The 12,239-nt window shown below is 67.2% G+C and carries 16 protein-coding genes; 10 read left to right on the plus strand and 6 right to left on the minus strand.

From position 1 onward, the window contains the following. Nucleotides 1-33 precede the first annotated feature (33 nt). From B9A95_RS20160 to B9A95_RS32560, 3 genes are read left to right on the plus strand one after another with little or no spacing between them, the layout of a single operon-like run. Nucleotides 34-858 carry an ABC transporter permease gene (locus B9A95_RS20160; RefSeq protein WP_084050859.1) on the plus strand — a complete coding sequence of 275 codons (825 nt, stop codon included), beginning with the start codon at nt 34-36 and terminating at the stop codon, nt 856-858. Then, nucleotides 855-1,961 (plus strand): polyamine ABC transporter substrate-binding protein, encoded by a 1,107-nt coding sequence (locus B9A95_RS20165; RefSeq protein ID WP_084048913.1) that lies wholly within the window; start codon nt 855-857, stop codon nt 1,959-1,961. The genes B9A95_RS20160 and B9A95_RS20165 overlap by 4 nt, the downstream gene beginning before the upstream one ends. Before the next feature lie 46 nt (nt 1,962-2,007). Then, the gene (locus B9A95_RS32560; protein ID WP_139806910.1) at nt 2,008-2,211 is read left to right on the plus strand and encodes a hypothetical protein; all 204 of its coding nucleotides are present in this window, start codon (nt 2,008-2,010) and stop codon (nt 2,209-2,211) included. A gap of 102 nt (nt 2,212-2,313) precedes the next feature. Here B9A95_RS32560 and B9A95_RS20170 read toward each other — a convergent pair whose 3' ends face one another. The 3 genes from B9A95_RS20170 to B9A95_RS20180 all read right to left on the minus strand — a co-directional run bounded on the left by B9A95_RS20170 (nt 2,314) and on the right by B9A95_RS20180 (nt 4,835). Then, nucleotides 2,314-2,640, minus strand: a complete 327-nt coding sequence (locus tag B9A95_RS20170; protein WP_084050860.1) for a hypothetical protein — start codon at nt 2,638-2,640, stop codon at nt 2,314-2,316. Further along, on the minus strand, nt 2,637-4,331 hold the full coding sequence (locus B9A95_RS20175) for a PhoX family protein (RefSeq protein ID WP_084050861.1): 1,695 nt from the start codon (nt 4,329-4,331) through the stop codon (nt 2,637-2,639). The genes B9A95_RS20170 and B9A95_RS20175 overlap by 4 nt, the downstream gene beginning before the upstream one ends. 99 nt (nt 4,332-4,430) lie before the next feature. Then, the gene (locus B9A95_RS20180) at nt 4,431-4,835 is read right to left on the minus strand and encodes an ACT domain-containing protein (RefSeq protein WP_084050862.1); all 405 of its coding nucleotides are present in this window, start codon (nt 4,833-4,835) and stop codon (nt 4,431-4,433) included. A gap of 79 nt (nt 4,836-4,914) precedes the next feature. On the opposite strand from B9A95_RS20180, the gene B9A95_RS20185 reads away from it, so the two are divergent. Both B9A95_RS20185 and B9A95_RS20190 read left to right on the plus strand, forming a co-directional pair. Next, entirely contained in the window at nt 4,915-5,202 is a 288-nt protein-coding gene (locus tag B9A95_RS20185; RefSeq protein WP_084048914.1) for a stage V sporulation protein S, read from the plus strand. Nucleotides 5,203-5,284: 82 nt separating this feature from the next. Then, nucleotides 5,285-5,965, plus strand: a complete 681-nt coding sequence (locus B9A95_RS20190) for a zinc metallopeptidase (protein WP_084048915.1) — start codon at nt 5,285-5,287, stop codon at nt 5,963-5,965. 72 nt (nt 5,966-6,037) lie between these two features. Here B9A95_RS20190 and B9A95_RS20195 read toward each other — a convergent pair whose 3' ends face one another. Both B9A95_RS20195 and B9A95_RS20200 read right to left on the minus strand, forming a co-directional pair. Then, on the minus strand, nt 6,038-6,400 hold the full coding sequence (locus B9A95_RS20195) for a metal-sulfur cluster assembly factor (protein ID WP_170928727.1): 363 nt from the start codon (nt 6,398-6,400) through the stop codon (nt 6,038-6,040). Continuing rightward, on the minus strand, nt 6,400-6,729 hold the full coding sequence (locus B9A95_RS20200) for a rhodanese-like domain-containing protein (protein WP_084050863.1): 330 nt from the start codon (nt 6,727-6,729) through the stop codon (nt 6,400-6,402). The genes B9A95_RS20195 and B9A95_RS20200 overlap by 1 nt, the downstream gene beginning before the upstream one ends. Before the next feature lie 76 nt (nt 6,730-6,805). On the opposite strand from B9A95_RS20200, the gene B9A95_RS20205 reads away from it, so the two are divergent. From B9A95_RS20205 to B9A95_RS20220, 5 genes are all read left to right on the plus strand, one after another. Continuing rightward, entirely contained in the window at nt 6,806-7,087 is a 282-nt protein-coding gene (locus tag B9A95_RS20205) for a rhodanese-like domain-containing protein (RefSeq protein ID WP_084048917.1), read from the plus strand. Nucleotides 7,088-7,145: 58 nt separating this feature from the next. Next, nucleotides 7,146-9,719 carry a U32 family peptidase gene (locus tag B9A95_RS20210; protein WP_425429963.1) on the plus strand — a complete coding sequence of 858 codons (2,574 nt, stop codon included), beginning with the start codon at nt 7,146-7,148 and terminating at the stop codon, nt 9,717-9,719. Nucleotides 9,720-9,790: 71 nt separating this feature from the next. Next, a complete protein-coding gene (locus B9A95_RS20215; RefSeq protein WP_084048919.1) occupies nt 9,791-10,312 on the plus strand; it encodes a DUF402 domain-containing protein in 522 nt (173 codons plus the stop codon). Nucleotides 10,313-10,369: 57 nt separating this feature from the next. Further along, nucleotides 10,370-10,525, plus strand: coding sequence for a hypothetical protein (locus B9A95_RS34015; protein ID WP_170928728.1), 156 nt, complete (start codon nt 10,370-10,372; stop codon nt 10,523-10,525). Between the two features lie 29 nt (nt 10,526-10,554). Continuing rightward, entirely contained in the window at nt 10,555-11,061 is a 507-nt protein-coding gene (locus tag B9A95_RS20220) for a hypothetical protein (RefSeq protein ID WP_139806912.1), read from the plus strand. A gap of 200 nt (nt 11,062-11,261) precedes the next feature. Here the strand turns inward: B9A95_RS20220 and B9A95_RS20225 are convergent, their stop codons facing one another. After that, on the minus strand, nt 11,262-12,161 hold the full coding sequence (locus tag B9A95_RS20225) for an SMP-30/gluconolactonase/LRE family protein (protein ID WP_084048921.1): 900 nt from the start codon (nt 12,159-12,161) through the stop codon (nt 11,262-11,264). Nucleotides 12,162-12,239: the final 78 nt, after the last annotated feature.

Raw genomic sequence — 12,239 nt, forward strand, 5'->3', positions numbered from 1 at the left:
CTGCGCGCTGCACGCTGCGCGGCGGTGGCGCCCATGACCCGCCGCTCCCACCCCCTCCTCTCGGCCTGGGCGTGGCTCGTGTACGCCTTTCTGTATCTGCCTATCCTGGTGCTGATCGTGTTTTCGTTCAACGACAGCCGATTTGGGGCCAACTGGCAAGGTTTCACGTTGAAGTGGTATTCGGTATTGGCCGGGCGGGCGGACGTGCGGGCCGCACTCGGAAACACGCTGCTCGTCGCGTTGGGCAGCACCCTGATCAGTACGGTGCTGGGCACCCTCGTCGGTCTGGGGCTGTGGCGGTATTCGTTCCGCTTTCGCGCGCCGCTGACCTTTCTGCTGGTGCTGCCCATCGTCTTGCCGGACGTGGTGATGGGCGTGGGCCTGCTGATGTTCTACGCCCTGTTGCGGGGGCTGCTGGAACACGCCGGGTGGACCTTCGAGAACGGGTTCTGGACGGTCATGCTCGCGCACGTCACCTTTCAGATCAGCTACGTGGCCCTCACCGTACGCTCGCGGTTGGCGGGCTACGGCCCTGAGCTGGAGGAAGCGGCGCGTGACCTGGGCGCGACGGGGCTGGGCTCCTTCCTGCAGGTCGTGTTGCCCCTCGCGTGGCCGGGCGTGCTGGCAGGGGCGCTGCTCGCCTTTACCCTCAGCCTGGACGACTTCGTTGTCACGTACTTCACGAGCGGCTCTGGCTTTCGCACGCTGCCCGTGTTGATCTACACGTCGGTCAAGCGTGGGGTCACGCCGGACATCAACGCCCTCAGCACCCTGCTCGTGCTGTTTACCGTCGTGGCGCTGCTCGTCGGAAACGTCCTGCTGCGCACGCGCCCCTCCATGCGGCAGGAAGAGCCGTGAAGCGCGCCGTTCTGCTGTTGGCCGTTCTCCTGATGGCCTGCCACCGCATCGAGAAAAAGGACACCGCCGCCGAGGGCAACGGCACCACCACGCCCGCGCCCACGGTACGCAACGACGGGCGGACCCTGCGAATCTTTATGTGGTCCGACTACATCGATCCGGAGACCGTGAAGGCGTTCGAGAAGCGCGAGGGCGTGCGCGTCATCATCGACACCTTTGAGAGCAATGAGGCCATGCTCGCCAAGTTACAGGGCGGCGGGGCAAGCTACGACCTGGTAACGCCCAGCAATTACGTGGTGCAGACGATGGTTCGCGCGCGACTCCTCCAGCCCATGCGGGGGCGCGAGACGCTGAAGAACTTCGGCAACATTGCCGCCGGATTCCTGAACCCCAACTTCGATCCGGGCAACACCTACACCGTTCCCTATCAGTACGCCGCGACGGGCCTGGCCTACAACGCTGGGCGCTATGCGCCGACCGAGGAAAGCTGGAAACTCATTTTCGGCCCCGAGGACAAGGTGCGCTTCGCCCTCCTCGACGATCCACGCGAAGTCATTGGCGCGGCCCTCAAGTACCTGGGGTACAGCGTGAACAGCACCCGGGTGGAGGAACTGCGCGCCGCCCGGGATCTGCTGCGCAGAGCCGTCGCCAAGAAGGGGTTCGAGTCCTTCAGCGGAGGCCCTGAGATTCGCAACAAGCTGCTTGCCCGGCGTCTGGATCTGGGACAGATTTATGTGGGAGACCTGCTTCAGGGCGCCTCAGAGGATCCGGACCTCAAGGTCTTCCTGCCCCGTGAGGGCACCACCATCAGTACGGACACGCTGGTGCTCCTGCGCGGCAGCCCCAACCCGGCGCTCGCCCGCCGCTTCGTGGACCATGTGCTTGATCCGCAGGTCAGCGCCGCCATCAGCAACTACACCTTCTATGGCAACCCCAACCGCGCCGCCGCGCCTCTGCTCGATCCCTTCCTCAGGGGGCAAAAAGCGTTCAACCCCAGTCAGGAGGAACTCAAGTCGGGCCGGGTGGAGTTCATCAACGAGCTGCCGAGGGGCCGCACGCCGCGCCTGTATGACCGCATTTGGACCGAGCTGAAAAGCCGCTGAAGGCCCGGGCTGGAACCGGAGTGCGTTGAGCTGCGTACTGCCCTGCATGCCCACCCTGCTTCCCCACCGCCGCACGCCGCTTCCGCTTATCGCCGGGCTTCTGACCGTGGTGCTGGCCGTCTCGGCGTATGGGTTGTTGCTGGCCGCTCAGCCACATCGGGCGGCCGGCAAGACTTTTCCCGGTCCCTGCCCACGCGCGGGCACGGCGCCCATGCCCGTAGCGTGCGTGCCGGAGCCGCCGAACAAATGAAAAGCCCCTCTCCGCTGTGGAAGAGGGCGCGGCCCAAGATGGGGGTGACGGGTACAGCCCGCGCAGGGGGACCCGCGCCAGCCCCACGCTTCCAAGCCGCTCTCAGTCCGGCAAATTGACAGGTCGCGCGCAGTCCAGCCAGCCCCAGTCCCGCAGGTAGGCGCGAAATTCGGTCAGCAACTCGGCGGCGTCTTCGTGCTCCGCCCCCTCCAGCGAGCGCCTCCACTGCTCGCCGGTCAGTTGGGTATAGGCGAGCAGTGGGGCTGAAGCGCCCAGGTAAGCATCCAGCGATTCCAACAGCGTCTCCCAGCGGGCACGTTTCCAGGGCTTTTGCCGGGTGACCTCGTTCAGAAAATCGTCGGCCGCGTATTCCAGCAGCACCGGGCGGCCAACGATGGGCGGAGCCTTGCGTCCGGGCAGTGTGCTCACGCCCGCTCCCAACCGGGGAAGCCCTCAATGGCGACCAGGGTGGGGCGCGGAATGTTCGTGCCGGGCTTGGCGGCGAAGTTCGAGCGCAGCTTGTCCAGCCCCTCGCTGTCCTCACCGGGGTGCTGCACCGACACGAACAACGTCTTGCCGTCGGGGGACCACACCGGGCCCGTCAGTTCGGCGTCTACCGGGCCGACGGCAAAGCGGTAGGCGCGGCCCGCGTTCGGCCCTTCAGTGGGAAAGAAGAACATCGCGTTGTTGCCGTGGTACGCCTTGATGGGGTTGGTACTCAGATCCGAGTTGTCGGTCACCATCCACAGGTTGCCGTGCGGGTCGAACACGAGGTTATCGGGGCTGGCAAAACCGCTCTGCGGCCCGCCCACCGCGAACACCTCCCACAGGAACGTGCCGGCCCCCGCGTCGCCGCCGTCCTCGCGGAACTTGATGATCTGGCCAAAGTAGTTGCCGTGCTTGGCGTTGTTCGTCAGCGAGATGTAGACCTCGCCCGTCTTGGGGTGAATTTCGATGTCCTCGGGGCGGTCCACCGGCGTGCCGCCCACCGCGAGGGCCGAGGCGCGGGCGTCGGCGAGCACGTCGGCTTGGTTGGCGAACAGCGGCTTGCCGTCGGTGCCCTTGGCTTCCTTCAGCTTGGCGTTCTTGTCAAAATCCAGCAAGGTCCAGCTGCCGTTGCCGAAGTTCGCCACGTACAGGTCGCCCTCGGTCAGCAGGTCGCGGTTGGCGTTGCGGTCGGCGGGATCGTACTTGCCCCGGCTGACGAACTTGTACACGCACGAGTCCTGCATATCGTCGCCCATGTAGCCCACAACGCGGCCGTCTTTGGTAAGCGTTACGGCCACATTCTCGTGGCGGAAGCGGCCCATCGCGGTGCGTTTTTTGGGCGTCCAGGTTGGGTCAAAGGGGTCGATCTCGGTCACCCAGCCCTGGTGCATCGGCTCGTAGCCGCTGCCCGCCCAGCTCTTGGTATAGCCGTCCACGTTCTCCTCGCAGGTCAGCAGGGTGCCCCACGGTGTCTGGCCGCCCGAGCAGTTGCCAACGGTGCCCTTCACCATCGTCGCGCCCTTCACGGCGGCGGTACCGCGCACGGGGCCGGTCAGTTCGATGTCCGTCAGGGCGTCGATGCGGCGGTTGCGCGGATCGACCACCACTTTCCAGGTCCCGCCTTCCTTGCGGACACGCACCACACTGACGCCCATGGCGCGCATTTCGGCTTCGATCTGCGCGGGCGTGCGGTCCTTGGTGTTGCCACCCACGAACAGCGGGTTTACGTACTCGTGGTTGATGGTGAGCAGTGCGTCGGTGCTGCTGCGCCCACCCGTCAGCATATCGGTGGGAAAGAAGCCGACGTAGTCGTGGTTGAAGCCGAGTTCTCGACCATCCGCCGTGAACACTTCGCCCCACGGGGCCACCACCTGAAAGCGGTAGCGCTCGGGCAGCGTCATGGTATCGGCGTTGCCAGGGTCGATGGGCCGGAAGGGCGGCGTGGTGCGGGGATCGCTGCTCGCCGCATTGACCGGTCCGCCGTTGTTGGCGGCCGCCTGCGCGCCGCTGAAGGTAAAGGGGAGTGCTGTCGCGGCGGCCGCCGCCGTGCCCACTGCGCCCCGCCGCGTAATCTGCCGGTCCAGCAGCCTGTGCCAGAAGCTCTGTTGCGCTCGGTCCTGCGTTTGCGTCATGCGGGTCATGGTGCGTGCGGTACGTCACCCGCCTTTCAGCGGGAGGTGAGCGGAACGTCAAGCCTTCAACGTCTCTTTAGTGCGTCCGCACAGCTTCCGTCATCTCTCCGTCACGGTATGTCCAGCGCTGCGCAAGGCCTGCAGCGCTTCTGCCAGCCGTTGCGCCTTGACGAGCACGTAGTCCGTATCAAAGGTGGACAGCGCGAAGATGCCCACGCCTGCACCGCGCAGCGGAACCAGCACGGCCGACAAAACTCCGGTCAGGTGAAAGGGAAAGGGCCCGTGCAGCTGGAGGGCCGCCCACCCGTTTTCGGCCTGCACGTCCGCCGGAATGCGGGCGCTCTCGGTCACCACGCTGATCTCGCCCGGCGCACCGACGATGGCCCACAGCTTGCCGGAGGCCGCCCACACGGGGAGGGGAGCGGAGGGTGGCAACTGCGCGACGCTGTACTCGCCAGGCAAGACGGAAAGGGTCAGGGAGGAAACGGAAGTCACGCTATTCATGAAAGCAGATTCAGGGGTCGCCCTCACCCGGCCCATTGCCCTGCCTTCTCTCAGCGCGTAGATTAGAAGCATTAACCTCATGGACATTTCTCCTCCGGTCGAGACGCTCCGCGTGTCCGGCAAGTCGCGGCCCAACGCGGTGGCCGGCGCGATCGCCGGCCTGATCCGTTCGCAGGGCCGGGCCGAGGTGCACGCCATCGGCCCCGCTGCCGTCAACCAGGCAGTCAAGGCGCTCGCCATCGCCCGGGGCTACCTGGAGGGCGACGGCCTGGACCTCACCGTACAGCCTGCTTTTTTCAAGCTGGAGGTGGCCGACGAGGAACGCACCGCCATGACATTCAGCGTGCGCCGCGCTCCGCCCCTTTGAGGGACTGTGCCTGAAGCCCCTTAGAACATCACCTCATCAGACTTGAGTGTAGGACACTAAACTTTGGACAGGAGGAACCCCCGTGTTTTTCGGTCCATACACCCCCCTGATCCTGATTCTCTTCGTGGCCTCGCTGCTGGTGCAGGGCTACCTCAGCCGCACCTATGGGCGCTGGAGCCAGGTGCGCAACTCCCGGAACCTTACCGGAGCGGAACTCGCACGGCAGATGCTGGACGAGAACGGCCTCACGAACGTGCCGGTGCAGATGGTCCCCGGCGCCCTGAATGACCACTACGATCCCATCCGCAAGGCGGTCAACCTCTCCGAGAGCAACTTCAGTGCGCCGAGTGTGGGTGCCCTGGCCGTCGCCGCGCACGAGGTGGGGCACGCCCTGCAGGACAAGGTGCGTATGCCTGCCCTCGCCCTGCGCGGACGCCTGGCCCTGCCGCTGAGTCTGGGAATGAACTTCGCGCCGTGGCTGCTCCTGATCGGCGTCATGGTGCACCTCAGCAGTCTGGTCTGGCTGGGCGTGGTGTTGTTTGCCGCCGCCCTGCTGTTTCACCTCGTCACCCTGCCCGTCGAATTCGATGCCAGCCGCCGCGCGCTGGTCTACCTCAATGGGCGCGGCTATGTGGCCGGCCAGGAAGCCCAGGGCGCCCGCGCTGTGCTGACTGCCGCTGCCCTGACCTACGTCGTGGGCTTTGCAATGGCCCTCGCGCAGCTGCTGAACGTGCTGGGGATCGCGCGGAGTCAGGACGATTGAGGAAGCGGTCAGCAAAAACAGGAAGGCCCCAGCGTTGCGCCGGGGCTTTTTCGTGCTGGCGACTGGCCGCTCCTATACGTTGAAGCCGAACATCCGCATCTGCCGCTTGCCGTCTTCAGTCATCTTGTCTGGACCCCATGGCGGCGTCCATACGAACTCCACGTTGACCTCGTTCACCCCGTCCAGGCGGCCCACAGCCATCTCGGCGTCGGCGCGGATGAGGTCCTGCACCGGGCAACCCACGCTCGTCAGCGTCATGGTGATGTCCACCAGGCCGCTTTCGGCCACGTCCACGCCGTAGATCAGGCCGAGGTCCACCACGTTGACCGGAATCTCGGGGTCCTTGACCACCTTCAGTGCTTCGAGGATCTGCTCCTGGGTGGGGAGGCCGCCCGCCTGCTCCACGGCAGCCGCGTTCACATTCGTGTCGTCCATCAGGCGTTTCCTTCCCCGGTGGGCAGTCCGGCGTCGATCCAGCCCAGGGTGCCGCCCTGGAGGTTCACCACGTCGCTGTAGCCCTGGGCGAGCAGGTGTCCTCCGGCGCGGGCGCTGCGGGCCCCACTGCGGCAGATCATGACGAGGGGGCGGTCTTTCGGGAGTTCGGCAAAGCGCGTCTCAAATTCACTGAGGGGAATCAGCTGCGCGCCCTCGGCGTGAACCTCAGCGTACTCGTGCGGCTCGCGCACGTCCACGAGCAGGGCACCTTCCTGCACCATCTTCTGCCCTTCCTGGGGCGATACGTCTCGCGGGATCTGACCGGTCATGCCGCCCAGCATACAGGCGCGTGTGCGGGACGATGGTGCCCCATGGGCGGAACCGTAAACTGGGGGCGTGGACGAAATGGAAGGCGCTGCCCTGCTGATCGACTTGCGCCCCGAGGACTTGCGGGCGCGCGAGCCCCTGGAAGGCCTGACCCCGCTGCCCAGCCGCGCCGTTACGCTGGACCAGATTGAAGAGGGGGCCCACGGCCTGGGCGCAGACCTCGGCCCCCTGCTCGTGCTCTGCGAGCGGGGCGTGCGTTCGGGGCTGGCGGCGCAGTACTTGCGGGCAGACGGACTGGAGGCGCGGGCATATCCGGGGGGCGTTCCGGCGCTGCGGCAGGCCGTGATGGGAGAGGCGTAGGGCTGGGCGTTGCCCCGCTCACTCTCCCTCCCATTCCCTTCCCGTAGACTGGCGCGTTATGCCCGTTTCCCCCCGTACCCCCACCCCCCGAACGCGTATCAAACCCGAAGTGATGAGTCCCGTTGGCGGCCTGCCGCAGTTGCGTGCGGCGGTGGAGGCGGGGGCGGACGCGGTGTTCTTCGGCGTGGAGGCGTTTCACGCGCGGGCGAAGGTGGGCTTTACCAATGAGCAGTTGCCCGAACTGATGCGCGGGTTGCACGAACGGGGTGTGCAGGGTTTCGTGACCTTCAATGTGCTGGTCTTTGACCGCGAGTTGCGTGAGGCCGAGCGCCAGCTGATCCATCTCGCCGAGTCGGGCGTGGACGCCATCATCGTGCAGGATCTGGGCGTGGCGCGGCTGGCGCGCGAGATCTGCCCGGACCTGCCCATCCACGGCTCGACCCAGATGAGCATCACTTCCGCCGAGGGAGCCGAACTCGCCCGCCGCTTCGGCGCGAACCGCGTGGTGCTGGGCCGCGAACTCTCGCTGCGGGACATCGGGCGCGTCGCCGCCGCGACAGACGTGGAACTCGAAACTTTCGTTCACGGAGCGCTGTGTGTCAGTTACAGTGGGCAGTGCTTTTCCAGTGAAGCGTGGGGCGGAAGAAGTGCCAACCGGGGCCAGTGCGCCCAGGCCTGCCGCCTGCCGTATAACCTGCTCGTCGACGGGGATGAGCGTGACCTGGGCGACGCCCGCTACCTGCTCTCGCCCGGAGACCTGTACGCGCTGCACCAGGTGCCGGACCTCGTGAACATGGGTGTCGACTGCCTCAAGATCGAGGGCCGCTACAAGGACGCTGAATTCGTGGCCCTCACCACCGCCGCCTACCGCAAGGCTGTGGACGAGGCGTGGGCGGAGCGTCCCCTGTCGGTGACGCCGCAGGAAGAGCGCGATCTGGAACAGGTCTACTCGCGTGGGCTGGGGCCGCACTTTATTGGCGGCACCAACCACCAGACCGTCGTGCGCGGTCGTGCGCCCCGGCACCGGGGAGTGCGCGTGGGCACCGTGCGCGGCACCACCGAACGCGGCGTGCTGGTGGAGCTTTCCGAGGAAGTGAAGCCCGGTGACGGCCTGGTCTTTGACCCCGCCAACTGGCGCACGCCCGAGGGCCGCGAGGAAGGGGGCTTCGTCTATCAGGTCAACCCGGTGGCGCAGCGGCAGAGGGACGGTCAGCGCTCCGCCGCCAGCGCTCCGCCCTCCACCCTCCACGAACTCCGCTTTGGGCGCGGTGCGGTGGACTCCGCGCGCGTGCGGCCCGGGGATCCCGTATGGCGCACCCAGGACCCCACCCTTGCGGTCCGCGTCAAGCCGCTGGTGGAGGCCGCCGATCCCCTCTACACCCGCCCGGTCGCTGCCCACTTCCGGGGGCACGTGGGCGAGGTGCCTGCCCTGACCCTCACCGACGAGGCGGGGCGCAGCGTGACCGTCACCCTCCCCGAGCCTCTGTCTCCGGCCCGCAACCGGGCGCTGGACGAGGCCGGACTGCGCGAGCAACTGGGCAAGCTGGGCGGCACGGGGTATCACCTGGCGGACCTGACGGTAGACCTGTCGGGTCCCGGCTTCCTCCCCGTCTCGGGGCTGAACGCCCTGCGCCGCGAGGCCGCTGAACAGTTGACGGCCCTGCGCGGACAGACCCCCGAACGCCGTATTCGGCCCCGGCTGGACGAGGTGCTGAGCGCCGCGCCACGCCCACAATCCACGGACGACGACCCGCAGCCTCGCCTTCATGTCCTCGTCCGTACGCCCGATCAACTGGACGCCGCGATTGCCGAGCGCCCCGACTCCATCACGCTCGATTATCTGGAGTTGTACGGCCTGAAACCCAGCGTGGAGCGGGTGCGGGAGGCTGGAATCCGGGTGCGCGTCGCCAGCCCCCGCATCCTCAAGCCCACCGAGCACAACCTCCAGAAGTTCCTGCTGTCGCTGAACGCCGAGCTGCTTGTGCGTTCGGGTGGACTGCTGGAGGGCTTGCAGGACGTACCGGAGCGCCCCACGCTCACCGGCGACTTCAGCCTCAACGCCGCCAACCTGCTCACCACCCGCGCCCTGCTGGAACTGGGCCTGACGCGCGTCACGCCCACCCATGACCTCAACGCCCGGCAGATCACCGAACTCGCCTCGCTGGTGGGACCGGAGGGGCTGGAGGTCATCGCCTACCAGCACCTGCCGGTGTTCCACACCGAGCACTGCGTGTTCTGCCGTTTCTTGTCCGAAGGCACCGATTACACCTCGTGCGGCCACCCCTGCGAGTCGCACCGCGTGGCCCTGCGCGACGAGCGCGGCGTCGCCCACCCTGTCATGGCGGATGTGGGTTGCCGCAACACGGTCTTCGAGGGCCGTCCGCAGGTGGCGGGCGCGCACCTGAGCGGTTGGCTCGCGGCGGGCTTGCGCGACTTCCGCCTCGAATTCGTCCACGAGACGCCGGAGCAGGTGCGCGAGGTGATCGGTCTCCACCGCGCTTTCCTGGCGCTCGAACTGGGCGCGGCGGAGCTGGAAGCGCGCCTGAATGCCCTCTCCGATCAGGGCACGACGGAGGGCAGCCTCTTCGTGCCTGGAGGCTTTGACCGCCTGCCCGCGCTGCCCGTGGTCTGAACCGGGTTCATGAAGCTGGGCTTGGGCCGCGGCTCACGCTGGGCCCGGGCACAAGCCGGGTACGATGCCGTATGGACGCCGAGCCGGTCAAGATCGAGCGACACGACGTACCCGCGCGCCTGCACCACACGAACACGGGGGTGCGGGGGGTGCAGGCGTACCGGGAACACGAACACGGCCTGTTCGTCTCGCGTCCCTTCATTGCCCATCCCCGGGTCCGCCACTGGCAGGCGCACCTGCTGCCCGCGCTCGGCCTGGTGGTTTGCCGCTACGATTTCCACGGCCCGCGTGAGCACGACTACCACATAGACCTCGCCCGCATCGCCCGAATGGGCGAGGTCTGGACGGTGCGTGACCAGTACCTCGACGTACTGGTTCACGCCGGTCTCGCCGCCGAGATCGTGGACACGGAAGAATTGCTCTCCTCCCACAAGGCCGGATTTATAGACACCCCCGAGCTGTACGAGGTGGTGGAGCGGGCGCACCGGGTCTTGTCCGAACTGTCCCGCACCCGTTATCGGCTTGGCCCCTGGCTGGAGGGGTACGGGCTGCGTCTGGACTGGCTGCCCGTTCCGGAACCGACGGCCGTGTAGGGGAGAGGTAGGCCAACACGCCGACGGCAGGCCCTCTCCCCTCCGCTACCCTAGTCCATGCCCGGTCCCGCCGCGCAGGCCCGCCCCGAAGTCGTCCTCCCGAACACGCTGGCACGGGTGACCTCCACGCCGGGCGGTCTACGCTGTGGTGCGGCGGCGCCGCCCGGGGCGAGGCCGACGCGCACAACGATCTGGATTTTCACGCGCTGGTGACCGGGGCAAAACCTCGGCGAAGCGGCTTCGTGGCGGGGGTGCCCGTGGAGGTCTTTTCCAAGCCGCCGCAGAAGGTCCGCGCCATGCTGACGGAGCCGGACCATGCCACCGCCATGTTCGCGCAGGGTCAGGCGCCCGTTCCGCATCCCGATCTGGGTGCGCCCGTGCAAAAAGCCCGCGACGTCTGGACCGGCGGTCCCGTTCCCCGAGTCCCCACGCCCGCCGCGCCGCACCTGCTCGTGGACGAGGTGGCGGAGGCGCGGGCGATGCAGGGGCTGCATCCGTATCAGGTGGCGCTGGCCGTGGGCCGGCTTGTGCGCACCCTGTACACCACGCGGGGCTGGTGGGAGGTCAAACCCTGGCACTGGCTGCGCGATTTGGCGGCGCGGGAACTGCAGGTCGCCCGCCACCTGGAAACGGCGTTCAGGGCGGGCGACGCCGGGCAACGTCAAGCCGCCCTCAAAGCCCTCGCCCGAACGCTTCTGGACGTGCTGAAGTGCGGCGAGAACGCCAGCCTGCCCGGGGCCACGCTCTGAGCCGCTCCCCATCTGGAGCGTGAAGTACGCGGCCGAGCACGCCACGATGGGAAGGGGTGTTCGGCCGCTAAGCAGCATGGGGGGCGGGAGGGGATGATCCGGACTCCTACCGTTTATGAAGTGGTTCAATCCAGGCGGACCGGGCAGGAGAGAAACGGGTTCCGGGGGCGCAGTTGCCAGCAAAACGCGCGGAACCCGTATTACTTCAGCGGCTGAAAGACCAGCCGGTTCTCGTTGATAATGGGCACAAGCAGCCGGTCCCGCTTCGTGTCGAGGCCGATGTCGGCGGGCGAGGGCAGGTGATCGGCCAGGACGCTCACCCTATGCCCGTCATCCACGGCGTAGATGCTCGACGTTTCCCAGCTCGATACCAACAGGCGGCCGTCCTTCGCGGCAACTACGCCGTCGAGCGCGCCGCCGGGCAACTTCACCACGTCGCCGCGCCGTCCCCTGGCGTCCAGCGTGTAGACCTCGTTCGAGGCGAAGGGCACCACCTCGATCTTGCCGTTGGGCAGGGCCAGCAGGCCGTTGGGCTGCTTTAGGAACGTTCCCTTCGCCAGTACGTCCACGTGGTCTGCGGGGCTGATCCGGTACACCGCGTCGGTCCCGGTGGGTGCAAAACCCTGCGCTCCGGCCTTGACGCCCATGTCGGACACGTAGACCGCGCCCGCCCGGTCAACCGTAAGGTCGTTCAGGAAGCTCGTTCCCGCGATGGTGACCGCTCCCCGGGGCCGCCCGGTCTTGAGGTCAAACTTGCGGACGGTGTGCACGTCGGAGACGTAGAGCGTGTTGCCCACCGCTGTCATGCCCTTGGGCGAGTCGAGGATCACGCCGCCCTTGCCTCCGGCGATCCACTTCAGGTCCAGCAGCTTGCCGTTCCCCGAGAACCGGGAGATAAAGCCGTTGCCGTCGAGCGCAAAGGGATCGCCATTCACGTTGGAGACGAGGTACACGTCGTTCCCGGCGTCGTAGAAGACGGACTCGGGGGCAGCGAGACCGAGGTTGCGCACCCCAACCGGGGGGGGAAGGGCAGCGCTCGTGAGGGTCAGTGAGCCGATCAGACTTGCAGCGAGCAGCGGGCTGGGGCGTGTGATGCGCATGGTGTCCTCCTTGGGTTAGGCGGTAAGACGGTCTGGAACGCAGCGTGCGCTGCGTTTCGCCTCCCGCCTGCCTGGAGG

Origin of the sequence: Deinococcus hopiensis KR-140 (genome assembly GCF_900176165.1) — a bacterium.
Taxonomy (GTDB): Bacteria; Deinococcota; Deinococci; order Deinococcales; family Deinococcaceae; genus Deinococcus; species Deinococcus hopiensis.